20 protein-coding genes are annotated in these 22,281 nt (G+C 72.6%); 13 read left to right on the top strand and 7 right to left on the bottom strand.

What is annotated here, in order from left to right:
- Window positions 1-10: 10 nt before the first annotated feature.
- Together V1258_RS07895 and V1258_RS07890 are read right to left on the bottom strand one after the other, a co-directional pair.
- Window positions 11-649, bottom strand: a complete 639-nt coding sequence (locus V1258_RS07895) for an SDR family oxidoreductase (RefSeq protein WP_329749121.1) — start codon at window positions 647-649, stop codon at window positions 11-13.
- A 13-nt stretch (window positions 650-662) separates the two neighbouring features.
- Window positions 663-2,744, bottom strand: a complete 2,082-nt coding sequence (locus V1258_RS07890; RefSeq protein WP_329749120.1) for a BCCT family transporter — start codon at window positions 2,742-2,744, stop codon at window positions 663-665.
- A 199-nt stretch (window positions 2,745-2,943) separates the two neighbouring features.
- On the opposite strand from V1258_RS07890, the gene V1258_RS07885 reads away from it, so the two are divergent.
- The 4 genes from V1258_RS07885 (at window position 2,944) to V1258_RS07870 (ending at window position 7,726) form a co-directional block, all read left to right on the top strand.
- Window positions 2,944-3,705: a DeoR/GlpR family DNA-binding transcription regulator gene (locus V1258_RS07885; protein WP_329749119.1), complete on the top strand. Its 762-nt coding sequence runs from the start codon at window positions 2,944-2,946 to the stop codon at window positions 3,703-3,705.
- On the top strand, window positions 3,702-4,658 hold the full coding sequence (locus V1258_RS07880) for a 1-phosphofructokinase family hexose kinase (protein ID WP_329749118.1): 957 nt from the start codon (window positions 3,702-3,704) through the stop codon (window positions 4,656-4,658). The genes V1258_RS07885 and V1258_RS07880 overlap by 4 nt, the downstream gene beginning before the upstream one ends.
- A 55-nt stretch (window positions 4,659-4,713) precedes the next feature.
- Entirely contained in the window at window positions 4,714-6,798 is a 2,085-nt protein-coding gene (locus V1258_RS07875; RefSeq protein WP_329749117.1) for a PTS fructose transporter subunit IIABC, read from the top strand.
- Window positions 6,799-6,901: 103 nt separating this feature from the next.
- Window positions 6,902-7,726: a YwaF family protein gene (locus tag V1258_RS07870; RefSeq protein WP_329749116.1), complete on the top strand. Its 825-nt coding sequence runs from the start codon at window positions 6,902-6,904 to the stop codon at window positions 7,724-7,726.
- On the opposite strand, the gene V1258_RS07865 is transcribed toward V1258_RS07870, so the two are convergent.
- Window positions 7,674-10,877: a GH92 family glycosyl hydrolase gene (locus V1258_RS07865; protein WP_329749115.1), complete on the bottom strand. Its 3,204-nt coding sequence runs from the start codon at window positions 10,875-10,877 to the stop codon at window positions 7,674-7,676. The two genes, V1258_RS07870 and V1258_RS07865, sit on opposite strands and share 53 nt — an antisense overlap.
- Window positions 10,878-10,992: 115 nt before the next feature.
- Here V1258_RS07865 and V1258_RS07860 point away from each other — a divergent pair, with 115 nt between their 5' ends.
- Window positions 10,993-11,490 carry a hypothetical protein gene (locus V1258_RS07860; RefSeq protein ID WP_329749114.1) on the top strand — a complete coding sequence of 166 codons (498 nt, stop codon included), beginning with the start codon at window positions 10,993-10,995 and terminating at the stop codon, window positions 11,488-11,490.
- A gap of 22 nt (window positions 11,491-11,512) precedes the next feature.
- Here the strand turns inward: V1258_RS07860 and V1258_RS07855 are convergent, their stop codons facing one another.
- Window positions 11,513-12,145 (bottom strand): thymidine kinase, encoded by a 633-nt coding sequence (locus V1258_RS07855; protein WP_329749113.1) that lies wholly within the window; start codon window positions 12,143-12,145, stop codon window positions 11,513-11,515.
- 51 nt (window positions 12,146-12,196) lie between these two features.
- Here V1258_RS07855 and V1258_RS07850 point away from each other — a divergent pair, with 51 nt between their 5' ends.
- The 4 genes from V1258_RS07850 to V1258_RS07835 all read left to right on the top strand — a co-directional run bounded on the left by V1258_RS07850 (window position 12,197) and on the right by V1258_RS07835 (window position 16,158).
- Window positions 12,197-12,847 (top strand): mismatch-specific DNA-glycosylase, encoded by a 651-nt coding sequence (locus V1258_RS07850; protein ID WP_329749112.1) that lies wholly within the window; start codon window positions 12,197-12,199, stop codon window positions 12,845-12,847.
- A 114-nt stretch (window positions 12,848-12,961) separates the two neighbouring features.
- Window positions 12,962-14,068: a baeRF2 domain-containing protein gene (locus V1258_RS07845; protein ID WP_329749111.1), complete on the top strand. Its 1,107-nt coding sequence runs from the start codon at window positions 12,962-12,964 to the stop codon at window positions 14,066-14,068.
- A gap of 162 nt (window positions 14,069-14,230) precedes the next feature.
- Window positions 14,231-14,557 carry a plasmid stabilization protein gene (locus tag V1258_RS07840; protein ID WP_329749110.1) on the top strand — a complete coding sequence of 109 codons (327 nt, stop codon included), beginning with the start codon at window positions 14,231-14,233 and terminating at the stop codon, window positions 14,555-14,557.
- Window positions 14,558-14,778: 221 nt separating this feature from the next.
- The gene (locus V1258_RS07835) at window positions 14,779-16,158 is read left to right on the top strand and encodes a TerC family protein (RefSeq protein ID WP_329749109.1); all 1,380 of its coding nucleotides are present in this window, start codon (window positions 14,779-14,781) and stop codon (window positions 16,156-16,158) included.
- A gap of 119 nt (window positions 16,159-16,277) precedes the next feature.
- Here the strand turns inward: V1258_RS07835 and V1258_RS07830 are convergent, their stop codons facing one another.
- The gene (locus tag V1258_RS07830) at window positions 16,278-16,925 is read right to left on the bottom strand and encodes a lysoplasmalogenase (RefSeq protein ID WP_329749108.1); all 648 of its coding nucleotides are present in this window, start codon (window positions 16,923-16,925) and stop codon (window positions 16,278-16,280) included.
- 20 nt (window positions 16,926-16,945) lie between these two features.
- Window positions 16,946-17,395: a globin domain-containing protein gene (locus V1258_RS07825; RefSeq protein ID WP_329749107.1), complete on the bottom strand. Its 450-nt coding sequence runs from the start codon at window positions 17,393-17,395 to the stop codon at window positions 16,946-16,948.
- A 376-nt stretch (window positions 17,396-17,771) separates the two neighbouring features.
- Here V1258_RS07825 and V1258_RS07820 point away from each other — a divergent pair, with 376 nt between their 5' ends.
- From V1258_RS07820 to V1258_RS07810, 3 genes are all read left to right on the top strand, one after another.
- Complete coding sequence (locus tag V1258_RS07820) at window positions 17,772-18,758, top strand: transglycosylase family protein (protein WP_329749106.1); 987 nt, start codon at window positions 17,772-17,774, stop codon at window positions 18,756-18,758.
- Window positions 18,759-18,977: 219 nt separating this feature from the next.
- On the top strand, window positions 18,978-19,739 hold the full coding sequence (locus V1258_RS07815) for a MerR family transcriptional regulator (RefSeq protein ID WP_329749105.1): 762 nt from the start codon (window positions 18,978-18,980) through the stop codon (window positions 19,737-19,739).
- Between the two features lie 176 nt (window positions 19,740-19,915).
- Window positions 19,916-20,722, top strand: a complete 807-nt coding sequence (locus V1258_RS07810; protein WP_329749104.1) for a SurA N-terminal domain-containing protein — start codon at window positions 19,916-19,918, stop codon at window positions 20,720-20,722.
- Between the two features lie 28 nt (window positions 20,723-20,750).
- Here the strand turns inward: V1258_RS07810 and V1258_RS07805 are convergent, their stop codons facing one another.
- Complete coding sequence (locus V1258_RS07805; RefSeq protein WP_329749103.1) at window positions 20,751-21,737, bottom strand: hypothetical protein; 987 nt, start codon at window positions 21,735-21,737, stop codon at window positions 20,751-20,753.
- 164 nt (window positions 21,738-21,901) lie between these two features.
- On the opposite strand from V1258_RS07805, the gene V1258_RS07800 reads away from it, so the two are divergent.
- Complete coding sequence (locus V1258_RS07800; protein WP_204410126.1) at window positions 21,902-22,222, top strand: putative quinol monooxygenase; 321 nt, start codon at window positions 21,902-21,904, stop codon at window positions 22,220-22,222.
- The last annotated feature ends 59 nt before the right edge of the window (window positions 22,223-22,281 follow it).

Raw genomic sequence — 22,281 nt, 5'->3', positions numbered from 1 at the left:
CCGGTGGGGATCAGCCGACGGCGTCGGCGATCGGCTGATCCCCGTCATTGAACTCGATCGTGCGGCCGATGGTGTCCGCCCGACCCACCACCTCGGCGATCACCGCGGCGACGTTCCCGCGCGAGACCTGACGGCTCTGCGAGGCGGTGGTGTCGATCGTGCCGGTCGGCTCCTCGAGGGTGAGGCCCGAGGGGCCGAGCACCGTCCAGTCGAGCACCGTGCCGCGCAGGTGGGCGTCGGCCGCGGCCTTGGCCTCCGCGTAGTGGTAGAAGCCCTCTGCGGGGTCGATCCCGTGATCGGGCCCGGCCCCGAAGTAGCTGACCATGACGTACCGGCGCACGCCCTGGCGCAGCGCCGCGTCCATTGAGGCGATCGCGGCGTCCTGGTCGACGGCGCGGGTGCGCTCGGGGCTGCCGCCGCCGGCGCCGGCGGACCAGATCACCGCGTCCGATCCCGCGAGCAGCGCGTCCCAGCCGGCCGCATCGAGCGTCTCGATGTCGGTGATGACGGCGGTGGCTCCGGCGGCCTCGACCTCCGCGGCGTGCTCCGGATTGCGGATCACCGCCCGCACCGTGTGCCCCGCCTGTGCGAGCAGCGGCTCCGCGAGCAGCGCGACCTTGCCATGTCCTCCGATGAGCGTGATGTCCATGGGACCCACCCTGTCACCGGTTTCCGGCGCCGTCGACCCCTTCGGCTGTCGGCGAAGCCCCGTCGGCCCTCCACGCCTCGTCCGCGGAGTCCTCCGGGAGGGTGTTGCCGTCCTCGTCGAGGTAGGCCCCCGCCTCATAGTCGTACTCGACGGGGTTGCCGTCCTCGTCGGTCCGGGCGTACCACTCGGTGACCTCGGGCGCGGTGGAGTCGAACTCGCCACCGGTCGCGTACTCGCTGTCCGGGGCGGTCGGCTCGATCGCGAGGGCGAAGTGGTCGCCGTACTCGGCGACGCCGTGCTTGACGGCGTTCTCGATCGCGGCCTCCTGGTAGTGATCGCGGATCGCCATCGGGTCGTGCCGCAGTTCCTTGACGAGCGCCACGGCCATGAGCACGAGCACCACGGCGAAGGGCAGCGCCGTGATCACGATCAGGTTCTGCAGGCCCTGCAGGGCGTTCTGCCCGCCGAACAGCAGGATCACCACGGCGATGCCCGCCATGCACAGCGCCCAGAAGGCGGTGACGAGGCGGTTCGGCGTCGGGTTGCCCTTCTGGGAGAGCTGCGAGTTCACGAGCGAGGCGGAGTCGGCCGAGGTGATGAAGAAGATCGCGAGCATGACTATCACGATCGCGGAGATGATCCCCGCCCCGGGGAGCTGGTCGACCACCGCGAAGAAGATCTCCGCGGGGGCGGGCAGCGAGTCGACCGTGCCGTCGGGCGCGATCGCCCGGTCCGGGTCGGCGATGCCGATGGTGTTGCCGGCGGCGTCGAGCTCGCTCGCGCGGCGCTGCAGCCAGATCGCGGTGCCGCCCAGCACGGCGAAGGCCAGCACGATGATCGAGGAGGGGATCAGCAGCACGCCGAGGACGAATTGGCGGATGGTGCGGCCGCGGGAGATCTTCGCGGTGAAGACGCCGACGAAGGGCGCCCAGCTCACCCACCAGGCCCAGTAGAAGGTGGTCCAGCTCGAGAGGAACGACTGCATGTCCTCGCCCTCGGACATGTTCGCCCCGAGCATGTCCGGGAGGGTGCCGAGGTACTCGGTGATCGCACCGGGGATGATGTTGACCAGGAAGACGGTCGGCCCGACGGCGAAGATGAACACGGCCAGCACCAGCGCGAGGGCCATGTTGATGTTCGAGAGCCAGCGGATGCCGCGGGCCACACCCGAGACCGCCGAGGCGATGGTCCCGAGGGTCAGCACGCCGATGATCACCATGGCGAGCGCCGTCCCGGTGGCAGGAAGCCCGCCGACGATCTCGACGCCGCGTGCGATCTGCATCGCGCCGATGCCCAGCGAGGCGGCTGTGCCGAAGAGGGTCGCGATGATCGCGAGGGCGTCGATGACGCGACTGCCGGGCGAGGAGGAGTCCCCGCCCCAGAGGCCCGCGACGATCGCACTCATCAGCGGGACCCGTCCTCGGCGGAAGGACACGTAGGCGACGGAGAGCCCCACGATCGCGTAGATCGCCCAGGCGTTGAGACCCCAGTGCAGCGCGGACTGCGCGATCGCACCCTTCATCGCGGCGATCGATCCGGCGTCATAGGGCGCCCCGGGCCGCGGCGAGAGGTAGTAGGTCAGCGGCTCGTAGGGGCCGAAGAAGATGATGCCGATGCCGATGCCGGCACCGAAGAGCATCGCCGCCCAGGAGGCGGTGCCGTACTGGGGCTTCTCGCCGTCCAGGCCCAGCGGGATCTTCCCGTAGCGGGAGAAGGCGAGGACGAGGAGCAGCAGCACCATGCCGATCGCGAGGACGTTGAAGATCCAGCCGAGGTTGCGCATCACCCAGCCGAGCGCGGCGGTCGACAGGTCGAAGACCTGCTGCGGTGCGATGACGCCCCAGGCGACGAAGCCGAGGATCACGGCGCCGACGGCGACCAGGATGGCCCGGTCGATCCCGTAGCGCACCTTCTGGTCCTCGACCGAGACGCCGGGGACGAGCGCGGGGTGGAGGCTGTGCGGGTAGTTCACCTCGTCGAGGAAGCGTTTGGCCTGGCGACGTCGGGTGAAGTACCGGACCCTCCGCTCGGCGGCGTACTCGTCGGCGGCCTTCTCGGTCGACTCGGCGCGGGGCGCCTGCTCCGACGGGGTCATGTCTCCTCCTGGGGTGGACGGCCACCCCACCGTAGCGGCAGGCCGCACGCCGGATCGCCCCGATTCCGCACACCAACAGAGGACCACAGATTCCCACTGTTGCTTTCTATTGTTCCTCGGTCTAGCCTGGTTCCACGGCGACCACGGCACCCCCGTTTCCCCCGTGCCGCCCCCGATCCTCCAGAGCAGCAGGTGACCTATGTACGCCCGAGAACGCCAGCGCCGCATCCTCGCGCAGCTCGAGACCGCCGGCCGCGTCGCCGTGACCGGCCTCGCCGCCGAGTTCGAGGTGACCACCGAGACGGTGCGCCGCGATCTCGACCAGCTCGCCGGCGAGCGCCGCCTGGTCCGCGTCCACGGCGGGGCGGTGCCCCGCGCCACCGCCGAGACCGAGCCCGACCTCGAGGTGCGCCGGGTGACGAACGTCGAGGTCAAGCGCCGCATCGCCCGCGCCGCCGTCGCACTCCTGCCCGAGGATCCGCGCGCCGCGGTCATGCTCGACGCGGGCAGCACCGTCGGCGAGCTCGTGCCGCATCTCAGCGGGCGCCGAGGTCCCGTCATCACCCACGCCCCGGCGATCGCCCAGGCCGCCCTGGTCCACACCGACCTCGAGGTGCACCTGCTGCCGGGCCGCGTGCGCCCCACCACCCAGGCCGCCGTCGGCTCCGCGACCGTGGACGCGATCCGCGCCCTCCATCCCACTCTCGCCGTGCTCGGCGGCAACGGGATCCACGCCTCGGGCGTCACCACCCCCGACCCGGAGGAGGCCGCGGTCAAGGCCGCCATGGTCGCCGCTGCCGAGCGACGGATCCTGCTGGTCGACTCCGCCAAGGCGGGGGTGCGCCACCTGGTCACCTTCGCCACCGCCGCCGAGGTGGACACGCTCGTGACCGACGACGGACTGCCCGCGGAGCTCGCCGAGCAGCTCAAGGAGGCCGGGATGGAGGTCGTGCTCGCATGATCCTCACCCTCACTGCCAACCCCTCCCTCGACCGCACCGTGGATCTCGGCGAGGAGCTGACCCCCGGGGGCGTGCACCGGATCGTCGCAGAGGCCACCCAGCCGGGCGGCAAGGGCGTCAACGTCGCCCTCGGGATCCACCGCGCCGGCGCCGAGGTGCTCGCGGTCCTGCCCGCCGCCCCCGCCGATCCGCTCCTCGCCCTGCTCGAGCGGGAGGGCCTCCCCCACCGCGCGAGCCCGGTCGCCGCTCCGGTGCGCACCAATCTCACCGTGCTCTCCGCCCCATCGCAGACCACCAAGATCAACGAGCCGGGCACGGCCCCGACGGCGGACGAGGCCGCGGCGCTCCAGGAGCTGCTGCTCCGAGCCACCTCCCCCGGCGACCTGGTGATGCTGTCCGGGTCCCTCGCCCCGGGCCTTCCCACCGACTACTACGTCCAGCTCACGGCGCACCTGCAGGAGCGGGGCGCCCGCGTCGGGGTCGACACCTCCGACGCCCCGCTCGCCGCGGTCGCGAGCGCCCTGGGGACCACCGCCCCGGACCTGCTCAAGCCCAACGCCGAGGAGCTCGGCCAGATCGTCGGGGTCGACGGCGCGGCCCTCGAGGCCGCAGCGGCCGACGGGGACCTCTCCGCGGCGCGCGACGCGGCCCTCGCCCTGCACCGCGCGGGCGTCGGCGCCGTGCTCGTCACCCTCGGCGCCGCGGGCGGCCTGCTGGCCACCGAGGACGCCGTGTGGTTCGCCCCCTCCCCCGCGGTCCGCGCCGTCTCGACCGTCGGCGCGGGCGACTCCGCGACCGCCGGCTACCTGCTGGCCCTGACCCGCGGCGAGGACCCTGCCGGGCGGCTCGCCCTCGCGCTCGCCTACGGCAGCGCCGCCGTCGGCCTCCCCGGCACCACCATCCCGCGGCCCGAACAGGCCCTCCCGGATCCGCGCGGCGTCGTCCGCCTCTGACCCCCACCCCGCTCCGCCCCGCGGCGGAGACCGTCCCCGTTCGAAGGAGAACCCCATGTCCGCACCCCTGATCACGCCCGAGCTGGTCCGGCTCGACGTGCCGTCCCCGGGTGACAAGAACGCCGTGATCGCCCTGATGGCCGATCTGATCGCCTCGACCGGCCGCTCCGAGCGCGACGGCCTCGAGGCCGGGCTGCTCGCCCGCGAGGAGTCGTTCGCCACCGGCATGCCCGGCGGCTTCGCGATCCCCCACTGCCGTGTCGAGGCGGTCCACGAGGCGGCGCTCGGCGTGGTCCGCCTCCGCGAGCCGGTGGACTTCGGCGCGGCCGACGGGCCCGCCGACCTGATCCTCGCGATCACCGCCCCCGCCGGGACCGACGACCAGCACCTGAAGCTCCTCGCCCAGCTCTCGCGGGCGCTGATCCGCCCCGAGTTCCTCGCCGACCTGCGCGGCGCCGAGACCCCGGAGCAGGTCTCCGCGCTCATCGCCGACGTCGTCGAGCCGGCGCCCGTCCCCGACGCCGCCGGTACCTCCACGGACGGGACCCCGGACGCCGCCCCCACCGCCCGGAGCGCCCCGGCGTCGGCCGCGGGCTCGGCACCTGCCGCCGGAGCGGAGCCTGCCGTGGACGCGGATCCGGACAAGACGCCGGTGCTGCTCGCGATCACCTCCTGCCCCACCGGTATCGCCCACACGTACATGGCAGCCGAGGCCCTCGAGAACGCCGCGCGCGACAAGGGAGTCGAGCTGCACGTGGAGACCCAGGGCTCCGGCGGCATCACCCCCTTCACCGAGGAGCAGATCGCCGCGGCGGGCGCCCTGATCATCGCGGCGGACGTGAACATCTCCGGTCGCGAGCGCTTCGCCGGGCTGCCGCTCGTGGAGCATCCGGTCAAGCGCGCCATCTCCCACGGCCCACAGCTGATCGACGAGGCGCTCGCCGCGGCCGCGGACCCGCATGCCGCACGCGTCCCCGCCGCCTCCGCCGCGAGCGAGGGCGAGACGAGAGGCGCCACGCAGTCCTGGCCCCGCCGGATCCAGGGCGCCGTGATGACCGGCGTGTCCTACATGATCCCCTTCGTCGCGGCGGGCGGCCTGCTCATGGCGCTCGGCTTCCTCATCGCGGGCTTCGACGTCGCCTTCGTGGCGCAGGACGTCGCCACCACCAGCTCCCTCTCCTCCCTGCCCGGCCACGTCTCCTACGACGGGCCGACCGGCGCGGCCCAGACCGAGCGTGCGGGCCTCGCCCTCTACCTCGGCGCGGTGCTGTTCACGCTCGGGAACCTCGGCATGGGCTTCCTGGTCGCGGCCCTCTCGGGCTACATCGCCTTCGGCCTCGCCGGCCGGCCGGGCATCGCCCCCGGCTTCATCGGCGGCGCGGTCTCCGTGGCCGTCGGCGCCGGCTTCCTCGGTGGTCTGATCACGGGCCTGCTCGCGGGGCCGATCGCACTGTGGTTCACCACCCTGAAGCCGCCGCGGTGGCTCGCCGGGCTGATGCCGGTGGTGATCATCCCGCTGGTGACCACCTTCGTGGTCGGCGGGCTGATGCTGCTGTTCCTGGGTCGCCCGCTCGCCTCGCTGATGACCGCGCTGCAGGACGGACTGACCGGCATGTCCGGCTCCTCCGCGGTGCTACTCGGAGTGATCATCGGGCTGATGATGTGCGTGGACCTCGGCGGACCTGTGAACAAGGCGGCCTATCTCTTCGCGACCGCGGGGCTGTCCCAGGGCACCGAAGCGTCCTTCCAGATCATGGCCGCCGTGATGGCTGCGGGCATGGTCCCGCCGCTCGCGATGGCGCTGTCCACGCTGGTGCGCCGCCGCCTCTACTCCCCCGTGGAGCGGGAGAACGGCACCACCGCGTGGCTGCTCGGAGCGGCCTTCATCTCCGAGGGGGCGATCCCCTTCGCCGCCGCGGACCCGCTGCGGGTGATCCCGTCGATGATGACCGGCGGAGCGCTCACCGGAGCGCTGGTCATGGCGCTCGGCGTCGGCTCCCAGGCGCCTCACGGCGGCATCTTCGTCGCCTTCGCGATCAGCCCCGTGTGGGGGTTCGTGCTCGCGATCCTCGCCGGGACCCTCGTCGCGGCGACCCTGGTGACGGTGCTCAAGGAGCTCCGCGCGCGCCGCACCGCCTGAGCCTCCGCCGCTCCGTCCCCGTCCCCCGTCCTCGTGAAGCGCCCCGCCCCGGCGGGGCGCTTCCGTATGCTCGGCCCGGATCGTCACGGACCAGGAGGCGCGGATGACCGGAACGGACCCCGACCCGCACGGGGCGCTCGAGCTGCTCGCCGACGGGCCGCTGGGCCACATGCCCGCCTACGGCACGACGCACGTGACGATGCTCGCGCTCCTCGCCGTCGCCGCCGTCGCCCTGGTGGTGCTGGCGCGGCGCGCCCCGCCCGACCGAACGGACCGGGTCCTGCGGATCGCCGGCTGGCCGCTGCTCGCGAACTCGACCTTCTGGACCCTGTGGGGATTCATGCCCTGGGCCTGGAACCTGGACGAGTCCCTGCCGCTGCACTTCTCGGACGCGCTCCGCTTCCTGGTCCCCCTCGCCCTGATCACGCAGGCCCGCTGGGCGATCGTGGTGAGCTGGTACTGGGGGCTCACCCTCAACATGCAGTCGGTCCTCACGCCCGACGTGAACTACTTCGTCTGGGTGCCGCTGGAGTTCGCCCAGTACTGGATCGCGCACGGCGCGGGCCTGCTCGCCCCCGTCGTGCTGGTGTGGGGGCTCGGCTATCGGCCCACCTGGCGCGGATACGGCGCGGCCTATGTGGCGACCCTCGCCTGGGCCGCGATCGCGGTCACCGGCAACGCCCTCACCGGCGCCAACTACGGCTACCTGAACCGGGCACCGTCGGGCCCGTCGATCCTCGACCTGCTGGGCCCGTGGCCGCAGTACCTGCTCGTCGAGGCGGTGCTGATCGCGACGGTGTGGGCGGCGATGACCCTGCCCTGGGTGCTCCTGGACCGCCGAGCTGGCACGCCGCTCAGCGGCCGTGGGGGGCTGCTCAGGCGAGCAGCTCGACCTGCGCGAGGCGCAACGGACCCTGAGCGGTCGTGATCACCAGTCGGTGATGGTCCATCGCCTGCGGTGAGGCGAGGAGGAAGGGTCGCGTCTGCCGGCGCCAGCGGAAGGTCTCTCCGCCGCGGGCGTCCAGCACCTCCCAGGTGCGGCCGTCCCGCGAGCCCTCGAGCCGCCAGGCGATCGGGTCGCCGCCCTCCTCCGCGGCCGAGGTGAGGGTGAGATAGCGGGCCGTCAGCGCCTCCTCGAGCACCGGCAGGTCGATGACCGCGGTCCGCTCCTCCCAGCGCCGCTCCGTGCCGGAGTCGTCGTCGAGCAGCGGGTCGGACGGAACGCGGGGCAGCAGGTCCACGAGCGGGTGCGCGCGGCCGCCGGGCGGGGTGAGCGAGGGCGGCACCGCGTCGAAGCCGTCGGGCTCCGCCCCGAGTGCGACCTCGATCCGGCCGCGCAGCGCCGAGTGCTCGACCCAGGGGCCGGGGAGCGCGGCGCCGTCCGCGGTGACGCCCTGCAGCGCGACCTCGCCGGAGCGCGCGGCGGGGGCGTGCACGCTGAACGGCTCGCCGCCGAGCGGCCGCACCCGCGCCTCCTCGAACAGCGGCGCGACCAGGTGGTAACGCTCCGTCGCGAGCTGCAGCGGGTACAGGCCCAGCGCGGTGAACAGCCACCACGCGCTCATCTCGCCGTTGTCCTCGTCGCCCGGGTAGCCCTGGCCGATCTGCTCGCCGACGAACAGCCGACGCTGCACCTCCCGCACCACCTCGGCGGCGCGCTGCGGCGAGCCGGCATGGTGGAACAGGAAGGGGATGTGGTGGGCCGGCTGGTTGGAGACCCCGAACTGCCCCATGCGCACGGCGCGCGCCTCGGTCATCTCGTGGATCACGTGGCCGTAGGTGCCCTTCCGATCCGCTCGCTCCGGGGTCGCGAAGAACTCCTCGAGCTGGGCGTGGAGGGCATCGTGCCCGCCGTAGAGGTCCGCGAGCCCCTCGCCGTCGTGCGGGACGTGGAAGGCGAAGTTCCAGCCGTCGGTCTCCGTGAAGTCCCCGCCCCAGCTGAGCGGGTCGAACTCCTCGGGCGTCGTCGCGAAGGCGCCGTCGCGGCGTCGACCCTGGAAGAAGCGGATCGCCGGGTCGAAGAGCAGGGCATAGCCCCGCGAGCGGTCGCGCAGGTAGGCCGCCTCCTCGCGGAGGGTCTCAGCCCGCGCCGCGTCCTCGGTGCGCTCGGCCAGCAGCTCGGCGTGCACGGCGAGGCCGGCGTCGTTGATGTGGGCCTCGAGCGCCCAGGACACGGACTCCGGGGTGTCGGTGTCGACGTAGCCGGTGAACACGGCACGCTCATTGCCCTTGCGCCCGACCTCGGGGAAGGGCGGGGCGACGGTCGCATTGCGCAGTCCGGAGAGATAGGCGGCCTCCGGATCCGGCAGCTCGACGCCCTTGACCAGGAGATCGGCGAAGGCGATGTCGCTGCTGGTCCCGGTCATGCAGTCGGCGTAGCCGGGCGAGGACCAGCGGGCGATCCAGCCGCCCTCGCGGAACTGCTGCACGAAGCCGTCGGCGAGCTCGGCGGCCAGCTCCGGGTACAGCAGGGCGTAGGCGGGCCACGCGGTGCGGTAGGTGTCCCAGAAGCCGTTGTTGACGTGCATCCGCCCGGGGAGGACCTGGGCGTTGGTGCGCGTATCGGTCGCCTCGCCCTTGACCGGCAGGACGGGGCTCGCGTGCACCGGCTCGGGGCGCTGCGGGGTGCCCGCGTCCTCCCAGTGCGAGTTGGGGTAGAGGTTCAGGCGGTAGAGGTTGCCGTAGAGGGTGCGGCGCTCGGCGGGGCTCGCCCCGGGCACCTCGATCACCTCGAGCCGCTCGGTCCAGGCGGCGTGGGCGTCGCGACGCACCTGCTCGAGGGAGCGTCGCTCGACCTCCCGGGCGAAGGTACGCCGTGCCTGATCGATCCCGACGAAGCTGGTCACCAGGCGCACCGTCACCCGGGTCGTGCCGGGCGCGAAGCTCAGCACGGAAGCCCCGGGCGTGGCGCCGGAGGCTGGCCCCACGGACTCCGGCGCGGGGCTCACCTCGCCGAGCACGAACATGCGGGTCGCCCCGTCGGCCCGGGCGTAGCCCTCGGCGAGTCCCGAGTCGACCCACGCGTGGAAGCGGCCGTCGAAGACGGCACCGGCGGCGTCGATCCGGCAATGCCGGTCCACGCCCTCCAGCAGCAGGTGGCGCGGCCCCTCCTCGACGGGGAGGTCCACCTCGAGGATCGCCCCGTGGTCGGTGGGGGCGAGGCGCACGGTGAGGTCGCCGTCCAGGGGCGCCTCGTAGAGGTCGGGGCGCGCGGTCTCCGTCGCATGGTCGAAGCCCCGGGCGCGGCCCTCCGGGGAGGCGTCCGGCTCCTCCCCCAGCAGCGGCATCATCACGAACTGGTTGCGGTCGCCCATCCAGGGGCTCGGCTGGTGGCTGATCGCGAGCCCCTGCAGACGGGGGCGGTTGTCCTCCCCGCCGCGCCGGTGCCACTCGTAGAGCCAGCGACGGGTGCGCGCATCGGTCACCGGGGTGAAGAAGGCGAAACCGTTGGGGATCGCGGTGAGCGGGAGGGTGTTGCCGCGGGAGAAGTCCCCGGAGGAGTAGGTGCCGCGGCGCGTGTCGACCCAGGCGACGGGGTCCTCGAGCGGCGGATCGGCGGGGCGCGCGGCGAGGCGGGGGCCGTCGAGGAAGCCGTGCAGTTCCACCCCGGCGCCGATCGGCTCGCCCTGGTCGTCGTGCTCCGGTGCGGCGACGCTCAGCAGCACCTTGGCGACGGTGCGGCCGACGGCGTCCTCGAGCCCCACCTGCACGTCGTTCCACTGATCGGCGTACAGGATCCGCGCCGCACCCATCCCCTCGGCGGTCGCCGGGGTCCCGTACTGGTCGCGGGGGTCGAGCTGGGAGAGACGGCTGCCGTCGGTGAACTCGAGGTCGATCGCGGCGTGGGTCGCACCCCAGCTCAGCGCGGGATCCAGCACGGGGTGCAGGAACCAGCGCAGCTGCTCGCCGGCGCCGATGGTGCGGCCGACGAGGGAGGGCGCCCCCTCGTGCCCGTCCACGGCGACCTCGGCCCGCTCCCCCGGCTCGATCACGTACATGAGGGTCTCGGGCGAGAGGAACCCGGCACCGTCCCTGCTGGTGGGCGAGCCGACGGGACCGGGGTCTGCGGTGACGATCATGCCCTCCAGCGTATCGAGCGCGGCGGGCGTGGGGAGTTCTCCCCACGCCGCGGAGGTGCGCCGACGTCCCCCGTGCGGAATACTCGGGGCGAGCACTGAGATCCGAGGGGGACCGATGGCCTACGCACAGCCGCAGGGGATGATGCCGACCGCCGGCGGGGGCCGCGCCAAGCGCCCCACCTGGCACTGGATGCTGATCGGGGGCGTCGCGCTGTTCCTCGCCCTGATCGTCCTCGCCCTGGCGGTGCTGATCGGCTGGCGGATCCTGGGTCGCGGCGATCCGGCGGACACCGTCGACGACTTCTACTCCTCGCTGCAGGAGGCCGACTGCGATCTCTTCATGGAGTCGACCACCGAGGAGTTCCGCTCCGCGACGGGGCTGACCTCGTGCGCGATCTTCGACGAGAACATCGTCGGGACCGACGCGATCACCTACGAGGTCAACGACCGCATCAACCGACAGGGTTACGCGATCTTCGAGGTCACCGAGACCTACACCGTCGACGGCCAGTCCGAGTCCGCGGACCTCCGCTACTACGTGCGGCGGGTCGACGGGCAGTGGGACCTCGACGGCATCGAGCTGCTCACCGAGGACTCGGTCCCGATCACCTGATCGCCCGCGGTCTCAGGCGGGCTCACCCGCTCGAGGCCGCGCGAGGAGCAGAGCCGGCGCCGGGCGCCCCCGACGCGCCGGTCTCCCGGAGATCACGGTGCCTCCGGCAGCGCGCCTGATAGGACTCGACCCCGCCCACCTGCTCCGCGGTCGCCGACCTCGGATCCCCGGTGCTCCCCGCGAGCCGCACGTGGAAGGCCGCGTCCCGACCGCACACGGTGCACACCGCGGTGAGCTTCACGACCTCCTCGGCGAGCGCCATCAGGGTCGGCACCGGCTCGAACCCGTCCCCGTCGTAGGTGACGCAGAGCCCCGCCGCCTCGACCTGCACGCCCGCGTCGAGGAGGGCGTCGATCGCGGGCACGAGCCCGGGACCGAAGAACTGAGCCTCGTCGATCGCCACGAGATCGGGCGGCTCCCCGGCGAGCAGAGGGGAGAGCTCCCCGGGGGTGCTCATCATCCGTGCGGGCAGCGAGGCGCCCAGGTGGGTGCGCAGCCGCTCCGCCCCCGCCCGGGTGTCGAGGGCATGGCCGATCACCTCGACGCGCGCCCCGGCGAGGCGGGAGCGACGCACGCGGCGCAGCAGCTCCTCGGTCTTCCCCGCGAACATCGGTCCGGCGATCACGTGCAGGCGTCCTGCCTCGCTGCGGTGCATGCGGTCAGCCTACGGCGCGGCGCTACAGTGGCGCGGCGCTACAGTGCCGAGGTGAGCTCACGACGCCCCTCCCCGTTGCACGGCGCGCGCCCCACCCGCGCGGATCTCGCCGCCGTGGACACCACCGATCCCTGCGCGCTGGACGACGTGCTGCCCGCGGTGCCGGACACCCTGAGGCTGCTGATCGTGGGGATCAACCCGGGGCTGTGGACCGCGGCCGTGCGCGCCCCCTTCGCCCATCCGGGGAACCGCTTCTGGCCCTCGCTGCACCGCGCCGGGCTGACGTCACGCCTCGTGGACGCCTCCCGCGGTCTCGACCTCGCCGACGAGCAGGACCTGCTGGACCGCGGCCTCGGGATCACGAATCTCGTGGGCCGGGCGACCGCGCGCGCCGCCGAGCTGGACCGCGAGGAGCTGCGCACGGGCGGCGCGGCCCTGCTCGGGCGCCTGCCGCGGCTGCGACCCCGCGTCGTCGCGATCGCGGGCATCACCGCCTTCCGCAGCGCCTTCGGAGTGCCCAGGGCCCGGCTCGGCCGCCAGGATCCGGGCACGGTCGCCGGATGGCCCGAGGGTCCCGGGGCCCCTGTGCTGTGGGTCGTGCCGCAGCCCAGCGGGCTGAACGCCCACGCCACGATCGACTCGCTCGCCGCTACCTGGCGGGAGGTCGCGGCCGAGGCGGGCGTGGAGGCAGCGGCTTCCTGAACTCCCTTGCCGCGGCCGACGCCGCGTGGAAGGGTGGTGCGGATCCAGGCGGGGCGAAGAGGCCGAGCCGAGCGCACGGCCCTCCCCGCACGTCGCGCACGCAGGAGGTACCTGGTGAAGCTGCCCTGGCTCACGGCCGCCCTCGACGGGACGGGCCCCGTCGTCTCCGTCCATCTCGACACCACTCGCACGGACCCACAATCCGCCGGCGAGCTCGAGGCCCGCTGGGCGCAGATGCGCTCGGGACTGGCCGCTGACGGCGCCCCGGAAAGGGTGCTCGCGGAGATCGAGGACTCCGTGCTCAGCCCCTCCCGCCTCGGAGGGCGGCACGGGCGCTCGGTCTTCGCGACCGACGACGGGATCGTCGTGGACCGGGTGCTGCCGGCTCCGCCGCTGCAGGAGTCCGCTCACCACGGCGAGTTCCCCCAGCTGCTGCCGCTCGTGCAGGTGATCCCCTTCGCCGTCAGCCAGCTGCTGGTGGTCGTGGATCGAGCCGGAGCGGACCTGCACCTGCGCGCCCCCGAGAACCCCTCGATCACCCACGGTTCCCCCGGGCTCGGCGAGGACGCGCAGGTCGAGGGCGGCCACGACGTGCTGCACAAGGCCGGGGTGGGCGGCGGCGCCCAGCACGGCTGGCGCGCCGACAACACCGAGGCCCGGGTCGAGGACTCCTGGGAGCGCAACGCGGACGCGGTGGCGGCGGCTGTCGAGCGGACGCTGCGGGAGCACCGCGTGGACATGGTGATGCTCAGCGGCGACGTGCGGGCGATGGGTCTGCTGCGGGAGGCGCTGGGTCGCGAGGCCCGTGAGCGGATCCTCGAGGTGCCCGGCGGGAGCCGGGGCGCGGCGCTGGACCGCGGCCCCTTCCGCGAGGCGCTCACCCGCACCACGCTCGAGGTCATCGCCGCACGGCAGCAGGAGCTCGCCGACCGCTTCCGGGAGAGCCAGGCCCGCGACGGCGCCTCGGTCGCCGGTGCCGCCGAGGTCGCCCAGGCGCTCGGCCGCGGACAGGTCGAGGAGCTCGTCCTGATCACCGGTCACGAACCGGCGGGCATCGAGGAGCTGCTGCGCGGGGCCTTGGCGACCGACGCGGTGATCTCGGCGCTCCAGGAGGACACGCTCGGGATCCCCGAAGGGGTCGGGGCGCTGCTGCGCTGGAAGGACGAGGCCACCCCGTCCAACAGCATCGGCTCGATGTCCGGGGATCACGGCCGGGAGTGAGGCCGTCCGGCCGGCCCGCGGGCCCTTCGAGGCCCTGCGGCGGCCCGGCCGGCGGCCCGCGGATCGACCGTTCGGTCCGTCCCCTCGACACCGAGCGATGCCGCGGCAGGATGGAGGAGCGGCCGCCGTCCGGCGGCCCGAGTGCACCGATCAGGAGGAGACATGCCCGAGGCATGGAGCGCGAAGCGCGAGCGTCAGTACGAGCACATCAAGCAGAGCCAGCTCGACCGGGGGGTCTCCGCGGACGAGGCCGAGGAGATCGCCGCGCGCACGGTGAACAAGACCCGTGCGCAGGAAGGCGAGTCCGAGGAAGCCAGCCGCACGTCCCTCGAGGACAAGTCGCCGTCCGAGCGGGGCGGCGAGCGCTCGCACAGCGGGGCGCGAGGACGCACGAAGGAGCAACTCTACCAGGACGCCCGCCGACAGGGTGTCGAGGGCCGGTCGACGATGGACAAGGACGAGCTGGAGCAGGCGGTCGAGGACCGCTGAGGGGTGCAGCGGACGCTGCGTCGGCGGAGACCTTGATCGCAGGGTCTTCCCAGGTGCGGAGGGGCCCCGTGTAGAATCGCGGATGGCAACGGGGGAGTATCCGTCACGCTGTGCACGTCATCACGAGGGCCGACAGGGGCGCTCCGGGCGCAGCGGCCCATCGGCTCGGTCGAGGGGTGGAGAGACCCGGGTCTCCCGATTCGACCCCCGAAAGCAGAGCCATGACCGTCTCCCCGCTCGTCTGGATCCTCACCGTCGTGGCGATCCTGGGCCTTCTGGCCTTCGACTACATCTTCCACGTGCGCAAGGCGCACATCCCCACGTTGCGCGAGGCCGCCGTCTGGTCCGCGATCTACGTGGGCATCGCCCTCCTTTTCGGCGTGGGCGTGCTCGCCCTCGGCGGCGTGGACATGGGCACGGAGTACTTCGCCGGGTACGTCACCGAGAAGGCCCTCTCGGTCGACAACCTCTTCGTGTTCCTCGTGATCATGGGCACCTTCGCGGTGCCCCGCGAGGACCAGCAGAAGGTGCTGCTCTTCGGCATCACCTTCGCGATCGTGGCCCGAACCGGCATGATCCTGGCGGGCGCCGCCGCGATCGACGCCTTCTCCTGGGCCTTCTACTTCTTCGGCGCGATCCTGCTGTTCACCGCGCTCAAGATGATCCTCGAGGAGCTGCGCGAGAAGGACGAGGAGCCCGGCGAGGGCTTATTCGTCCGCCTGGTCAAGCGGTTCCTGCCCGCGACCGACGAGTACGACGGCGACAAGCTCTTCACCATCGAGAACGGCAAGCGCGTCCTCACCCCGATGCTGCTCGTGATGATCGCGATCGGCGGCACCGACCTGCTGTTCGCCCTCGACTCGATCCCCGCGATCTTCGGCCTCACCCAGAACACCTACATCGTGTTCACCGCGACGGTGTTCTCGCTGCTGGGCCTGCGCCAGCTGTACTTCCTCATCGACGGCCTGCTGGACCGGCTCGTATACCTGTCCTACGGCCTCTCGATCATCCTCGCCTTCATCGGCGTGAAGCTCGTGGTCCATGCGCTGCACGAGAACGAGCTGCCCTTCATCAACGGCGGCGAGGCGGTGCACGCGATCCCGGAGATCACCACCACCTTCTCCCTGTCCGTGATCGTCGGCGTCCTCGTCGTCACCGTGCTGGCCTCGCTGCTCTCCCCCAAGGGCCGGGCGCAGGCCGCGGTGAACGACGCCCACCGCGAGGCGCAGGCCTACGTCGAGATGACCTACGCCTCCTTCGAGGAGCGGCGCGATGCGCTGTACGCGCGGATGATCGAGCACGAGAAGGCCATCGAGGCGCTGCCCGCGAAGTACCAGGACATGGTCGTCGAGGAGCGCAACGTCCTCGAGCTGCTCGCCGATGCCCACCGCATCCACGAGCGGCGCCAGGCCCACAACGACCTCGGCGAGCGCAGCGACGAGCAGCCGGAGGGCCTGGTCGTCACCCGCCCGGACGGCACCGTCGCGACCGATCCCAGCGGCAACGTCATCACGGTCGCCGAGGAGGAGCGGGCCCTCGCCGAGAAAGAGGCCAAGCGCCTCGCCCGCGAGCAGGAGCGCGCGGCGTACAGCCGCAGCTGACGCGGCGAGGTCGTCGTCGACTGCTGGCGCCTGGCGTACTGGTACGCCTCTATGCCTCTGTAGGCGTAGAGGCACGCCAGGAGCCAGTGCTCGTCCGCGTCGGGGTGGCGTGACGGCACTCAGTCCCGCGCGCCCACCTGGTCCTGCTGCAGCACGGCGAGGACCAGCATCAGCTGGGCGGCGAGATAGGTGACCATGACCCACGCGCCGTGGGCCGGCAGCGTCAGCACGCCGAAGGCGTTCAGCGCGATCAGCGCATCGGAGAGCACAAACACCGCCGCCCCGATCCCGCCGAGCCTGCCGAGCCCCGTCGCGAGCACGGCCATCACCACGATCGCCCCGGCGTAGACCACGATCGCCGGGAGCAGGATGCCGGCCCGGGGAGCGCACAGGAGGATGATCGCGATCGCCGCCGCGAGATAGGGCAGCAGCACGACGGGCCGACGCAGCACGCTGCGCTCCCGCAGCGGCCAGAAGGCGCCCGCGTAGACGAGCTGCGCGAGCAGGAAGCAACCCACCATCGCGAGGAAGGCCGCATCCCCCGCGAGCAGTCGGGGCACCGAGTCCCCGAGCCAGGAGAAGAGCAGCCCGAGCAGGACCCACCGCACCAGGCGCGGTCGCGGCGTCGAGGTGCCCGCGAGGAGCGCGACGGCGAGGAGCGGCATCACCAGGAGCTGCGTCAGGTCCGCCGTCGGCCGATGCCCGAGCAGCTGGGCGAGGACGTGCACCGCCCCGACGACCAGATACGCCCCCAGTGCCCCTCGCATGGGGCGGAGACTACCGGGGCTCAGCGGCCGACGGGGCCGTCCCAGTCCCAGCGGTGGACGGGCCGGTCCGCGGGGACTTCCGCCGCGGAGGTCGCGAACTCGTTCATCACGGTGCGGGTCGCCCACGCCCAGTAGGCGGAGATGGCCGACGCGGCGGGCTCGGGGATCTCCGCTGCGACGATCGCTCGGTCGAACACCGCGATGCCTGCTTCGTCGAAGTCCTCGTGGACGCCGTTGCCGGCATGGATCCGGTCGACATGGGCGGCGGGGCCGTAGGACCCGGTGTATTGCGGCGGGCCGCCGAGGGCCTCGACGAGATAGGCGGCGAGCCGCTCCCCATGGTCCTCGGCAAATCCGTGGGAGAAGGCATGGGAGACGAGCGGGTCCTCGAGGGCGAGGTCGTGCCAGTGACGGGAGAGGCGGAGGAGGGCGTCCGGGCCGCCCGCCGCCTCGCAGATGCTGCGCCGCATGGCCCGGATGTTACGCCTCCCGGGGCGCAGGTCGGATCGTCTCGCCGGCATCATCCGTCGCCCCGTGTGGACCCGCTCTGGAGCCGCCGGTCAGCCGGCGTCCAGGATCGTGATCTGTTCGGCAGCCCCGAGAAGACCCGCACAGGATCCTCACGACTCCTCCCGACCCCGACGTCGGTGCAGGTCAGCGCTCCGCGTCACGTAAAGGGTGGACCATGCGCCGCTACTCGGAGGGTCACGCCGGGCCCGGGAGGGGCGTCGCGGACTTGATCCGCCCGGGGGCCGCTCCCCTACGGTGTCCGCCGTCCAGCTCCGCGGGAGCGCCGTCCCTGAGCGGTGGCCGCCGCGGGAACCGCGCGACTGTGAAAGGACACCCATGTCCCGGCACAACACCCACCGTTCCACCCCGTCCGTCGGCGTCGTCCGCCGCGGCCTCACCCGTTCGGCCGTCGCCCTGGCCGGAGGCGCCGTCGTCGCCTCCGGCATGCTCGCCCTGACCACGACCTCCGCGAGCGCCGCGAGCGGCTGGGACGAGGTCGCCGCCTGCGAGTCCGGCGGCGACTGGGCGATCAACACCGGCAACGGCTACTACGGTGGCCTGCAGTTCTCCCAGCAGACCTGGGAGGGCTTCGGCGGCACCGAGTACGCCTCGAGCGCCGACCAGGCCTCCAAGAGCGAGCAGATCGCCGTGGCCGAGCGCGTGCTCGCCGAGCAGGGCCCCGGCGCGTGGCCCACCTGCGGCGTCGCCCTCTCCGGCGGCGCCGACACCGGTGGTGCGCCCGCCGCCGACGAGTCCGACGCGGACGATTCCTCCGAGTCGGAGCAGGACGACTCCTCGCAGCAGGAGCAGCAGTCCACCGAGACCCGCGAGTCGGACGAGCAGGCGAACCGCTCCACCGAGCGCGAGAGCTCCGAGCCCCAGGGCGACTGGAGCTGCAACGGCGACGGCATCGCCGACAACTGCGACGACAACGGCTTCACGAAGGAGACCGAGCAGGAGCAGCCCGAGCAGGAGGAGGCCCCGGCCGAGGAGTCCGCTCCGGCCGAGCAGGGTTCCGCGGACGAGCCCGGCTCGAACGCGACCGGCGACCTCTCGGTGGCCGGCACCCTCGAGGTGGACGGGAAGATGGGCACCGAGACCATCACCGCCCTCCAGGACTGGCTGGGTGTCGAGCAGACCGGCGAGATGGACGAGGAGACCACCCTCGCCCTGCAGGCCTGGGCGAAGACCGACCAGGACGGCGTGATCGGCGAGGACACCGTCGCCGGGCTGCAGCACGAGGTCGGCGCCACGCAGAACGGCTCCGACGAGATCGACGAGGACACCGTCGAGGTGCTGCAGGCCTTCCTCAACCTGTACTGAACCCGCTTTCCCTGCCGCGCAGCCCGCGCGGCACTGCGATCCCGGACGGCCGGGCTGCCCTCGAGGCGGCCCGGCCGTCCCGCGTTCCGGAGGGCGGGTCTGCAGGGCCCGAGGCCTGCGCCTCTCGAAACTCGTGCCGCCGACCCCTTGCGCTTGACGCGACGTCAAGCGACACAGTGGGTCATGCACCGAACGCGACGGCCGACGAGAGGAGAGGCGATGAGCACCCGGGACTGGCCGATGCAGGAGATCGTGCGGCTCACCGGCACCACCAGCCGTACCCTGCGGCACTACCAGCAGGTGGGCCTGCTCGAGCCGTCCCGCATCGGGCACGGGGGCCAGCGGTTCTACGACCGCACCGGTCTGCTACGCCTGCAGCGGATCCTCGTGCTGCGCGAGCTCGGCCTGGGCCTGCCGGAGATCGGCCGGGTGCTCGCCGAGAGCGTCGACCTCGCGACCGCGCTGCGTGAGCATGCGGCGCAGCTCGACCTCGAGCGGGAGCGCCTCGCCCGGGTCGCCGCCTCGGTGCGCGCCACCCTCACCATGATCGAGACAGGAGGAGAGCTCGTGACCGAGACGATGTTCGACGGATTCGACCACACGCAGCACCGGGAGGAGGTGGAGCAGCGCTGGGGGCCGGAGGCCTACGCCCGCGCCGATCGCTGGTGGCGCTCGGTGTCCGAGGCCGACCGCCGCCGGTTCCAGCAGGAGCTGACCGACATCGTGGACGGCTTCGCGGAGCTCGTCGCCCGCGGGACCGACTCCGCGGACCCCGCGACGCAGGAGCTCGCCGGGCGGCTGCACACCTGGGTGTCCCACGGCTGGGGCGGGCGGGCCCCGGAGGCGGAGGCCTTCACAGGCCTCGGCGAGCTCTACGTCGCCGATCCCCGCTTCGGGAGGACCTTCTCGCGGGACGGCGTCGAGCTCGCCCCCTTCGTGCGCGACGCGATGCGCGAGTACGCCCGGACCATGCTGCGCTGACCGGCGAGGACCCCGCGTGCCGCGCGATGCGACCAGGTCGGAGCGGTCCGGCCCGGTCGCATCGCGGGGCGAGAGTCATCGCACACGGCCCCCGCGGCCGCCTCGCGGCGTCCGGGTCGGACCGGTACGGTCGCCGACGCCGTCCACCCGGAGCACCCGACCCTCAGGAGGTCCGCATGACCGGCACCCGCACCACCCGTTCCCTCCGCACCGCCGTCGCGGTGCGGACCGCCGCCGCGGCCCTCGCCGTCGGCGCCGCCCTGGGCCTCGCCGCCTGCGGGCCCGACGACCCGGCCCCGTCCGGGGCGAGCGATGCCGGAGGCACCGCACCGCCCGCCGCGAGCGACGGCGGCGGGGAGCAGGCCCTCCCCCAGCCCGACACCTCCTCGATCCCCGAGATCGTCGCCGAGGTGAACGGCGAGCAGATCACCCGCGAGGAGTTCGTGCCCGTCTACGAGGCGCAGTTCCAGCAGGCCGCGATGCAGCAGCAGACCACCGGACAGGCGGTCGACGAGGCCACTCTGCAACAGCAGGTCGCCGATCAGCTGGTCGACAACCGCCTGCTGCAGCAGGCCGCGGCCGACTCCGGCATCGAGGCCACCGAGGCGGACATCGACGCGACCCTCGACCAGATCGCCCAGCAGAACGGCCTCGGCTCCGGCGACGAGGTGGTCCAAACCCTCGCCCAGCAGGGGGTGTCCGAGGAACAGGTCCGAGAGGACGCCGCAACCCAGTACGAGCTCACCACCTATGTCACCCAGGAGGGCGGCATCACCGAGCCGACGGAGGAGGAGCTGCGCGGCCAGTACGACGACCTCGTCGCCCAGCAGGAGCAGTCCGGGGCCGACGCCTCGCAGGTCCCGCCGTTCGAGGAGGTCCGCGAGCAGCTGGCCCAGCAGGCCCTCACCCAGCAGCAGAACGAGGCCGCGACGACCCTCGCCGCCGAGCTGCGCGAGCAGGGCGACGTCACGATCCTGTTCTGAGCGGCGCGCCCGGCCGGCGCCGCCCCGCTCAGGGGAGGAGGTCGCGGATCTTGTCCTGGGTGGGCTCGGACGCCGCGAAGACCCACGGCTTGTCGGGGTCCGCCGGGTCTCGCTGCCCTCGTGCCAGCATTCCGGCGAATCCCCAGACGGACTTGAAGACGTTGCGCGTCCCCTCGTGCTCGATCCCGAGGCGGTCCGAGATCTCCAGGCCGGACTGCTCCCCCTCGCGCATCATCTCGTAATAGGAGCTGTCTTCGCTGTTCTCGAGCGCATCCGCCTCGACATGGTCGAAGAAGGACCCCTGGTTCAGCTGCTGGTCTGTCCCGGGGAACATCCAGTCGTCGGGGGCGAGGGGAAAGAGATACGCCGACGCAGCGTCGACCGTGCCCATCCATACGGTTCCCGGGCTGAGGTCCAGGAGCGCCCGGTAGATCGCAAAGGTCATCTCCTCGGTCTCGCCGTCGACCGCGTGCTGTGCAGCATCGATCAGATCCGGGACCACCGGGATGATTTTCTTGCCGCCCCGCATCCAGTAGTCGGGAGTCCTGATCTTCTTCAGGAACCGGTCCAGGGCCTTCTCTGCCTCGTCCGAGACCCGTTCCTTGACCTTGTCCTCGAACCACTTCTCGGCGACATCCTTCGCTCGTTCCGCGAAGGTGCTCGGCTTCCCGGGGACGAGCCAGGGGGCGATGTCGGACAGGTCGAATCCGTCGGGGGACCAGGCGCCCCCAGATCCGCCGCGGGCCGTGCCCGGCTCGGACGCCTGGTCCTGCTGCTCCGCCTCGTCCAGCAGGTCCCGACCGCGCGCGGTTACCTCCCCCGCCCGAGCGGTGAGATCCCCGAGGACCGCGGTGCACTCGGCACGATGGATGTCCGCATCCGGCCCCACCCAGGACACCGCGCCCACGGCCGCCAGCAGCTCCTCGGCGAGCTCGACGAGCCGCTGCGCGCGGTCGCCGAAGGTGTCCGAGACGTCGCGCAGCGCGTCAGTGTCCGCTCCCAGGAAAGTCGTCATGTGTCAGGAATCTAGCGGCCGGCTCCCCGCGGCGCGATGGGGAGGACTCCCCGCCCCCGTATCCTGCTCGGGCACCGGCACCGGATCGGCGCTTCCCGCTAGGGTGCCGGACGAGACGCCCGTCCCGACAAGACCCGACCCGTCCCGACCAGAGAGGACCCCTGATGATCCTGATCAACGTCAAGTTCCCCGTGAAGCCCGAGTTCGCCGACCGCTGGCCGGAGATCTCCCGGCCCTTCACCGAGGCGACCCGCGCCGAGCCCGGCAACAAGTGGTTCGAGTGGTCCCGCAGCGTTGAGGACCCGACCACCTACGTGCTGATCGAGGCGTTCACCGACGAGGGCGCGGAGCCCCATGTGAACTCCGAGCACTTCCGCACCATGCAGCAGGAGTTCCCGCAGTATCTCGCCGCAACCCCGCAGATCGTCTCCCAGCAGGTCGACGTCGAGGACTGGGGCCCCATGGGGGAGGTCACCGTCGACTGACCGCCCCGGCGGAGGAGGGGTGTGACGATGGCGCAGTTTGGCCCATCATGTGTCTCCTC

Source organism: Brachybacterium sp. J153 (genome assembly GCF_036311905.1).
Taxonomy (GTDB): domain Bacteria; phylum Actinomycetota; class Actinomycetes; order Actinomycetales; family Dermabacteraceae; genus Brachybacterium.
The sequence above is the reverse complement of the archived record's forward strand: the minus strand, read 5'-3'. Positions and strand labels throughout refer to the sequence as shown.

Coding starts and splice junctions, on each gene's coding strand:
- V1258_RS07895 (WP_329749121.1), bottom strand. CDS start 649: ATGGACATCACGCTCATCGGAGGACATGGCAAGGTCGCGCTGCTCGCG.
- V1258_RS07890 (WP_329749120.1), bottom strand. CDS start 2,744: ATGACCCCGTCGGAGCAGGCGCCCCGCGCCGAGTCGACCGAGAAGGCC.
- V1258_RS07885 (WP_329749119.1), top strand. CDS start 2,944: ATGTACGCCCGAGAACGCCAGCGCCGCATCCTCGCGCAGCTCGAGACC.
- V1258_RS07880 (WP_329749118.1), top strand. CDS start 3,702: ATGATCCTCACCCTCACTGCCAACCCCTCCCTCGACCGCACCGTGGAT.
- V1258_RS07875 (WP_329749117.1), top strand. CDS start 4,714: ATGTCCGCACCCCTGATCACGCCCGAGCTGGTCCGGCTCGACGTGCCG.
- V1258_RS07870 (WP_329749116.1), top strand. CDS start 6,902: ATGACCGGAACGGACCCCGACCCGCACGGGGCGCTCGAGCTGCTCGCC.
- V1258_RS07865 (WP_329749115.1), bottom strand. CDS start 10,877: ATGATCGTCACCGCAGACCCCGGTCCCGTCGGCTCGCCCACCAGCAGG.
- V1258_RS07860 (WP_329749114.1), top strand. CDS start 10,993: ATGGCCTACGCACAGCCGCAGGGGATGATGCCGACCGCCGGCGGGGGC.
- V1258_RS07855 (WP_329749113.1), bottom strand. CDS start 12,145: ATGCACCGCAGCGAGGCAGGACGCCTGCACGTGATCGCCGGACCGATG.
- V1258_RS07840 (WP_329749110.1), top strand. CDS start 14,231: ATGCCCGAGGCATGGAGCGCGAAGCGCGAGCGTCAGTACGAGCACATC.
- V1258_RS07835 (WP_329749109.1), top strand. CDS start 14,779: ATGACCGTCTCCCCGCTCGTCTGGATCCTCACCGTCGTGGCGATCCTG.
- V1258_RS07830 (WP_329749108.1), bottom strand. CDS start 16,925: ATGCGAGGGGCACTGGGGGCGTATCTGGTCGTCGGGGCGGTGCACGTC.
- V1258_RS07825 (WP_329749107.1), bottom strand. CDS start 17,395: ATGCGGCGCAGCATCTGCGAGGCGGCGGGCGGCCCGGACGCCCTCCTC.
- V1258_RS07820 (WP_329749106.1), top strand. CDS start 17,772: ATGTCCCGGCACAACACCCACCGTTCCACCCCGTCCGTCGGCGTCGTC.
- V1258_RS07815 (WP_329749105.1), top strand. CDS start 18,978: ATGAGCACCCGGGACTGGCCGATGCAGGAGATCGTGCGGCTCACCGGC.
- V1258_RS07810 (WP_329749104.1), top strand. CDS start 19,916: ATGACCGGCACCCGCACCACCCGTTCCCTCCGCACCGCCGTCGCGGTG.
- V1258_RS07805 (WP_329749103.1), bottom strand. CDS start 21,737: ATGACGACTTTCCTGGGAGCGGACACTGACGCGCTGCGCGACGTCTCG.
- V1258_RS07800 (WP_204410126.1), top strand. CDS start 21,902: ATGATCCTGATCAACGTCAAGTTCCCCGTGAAGCCCGAGTTCGCCGAC.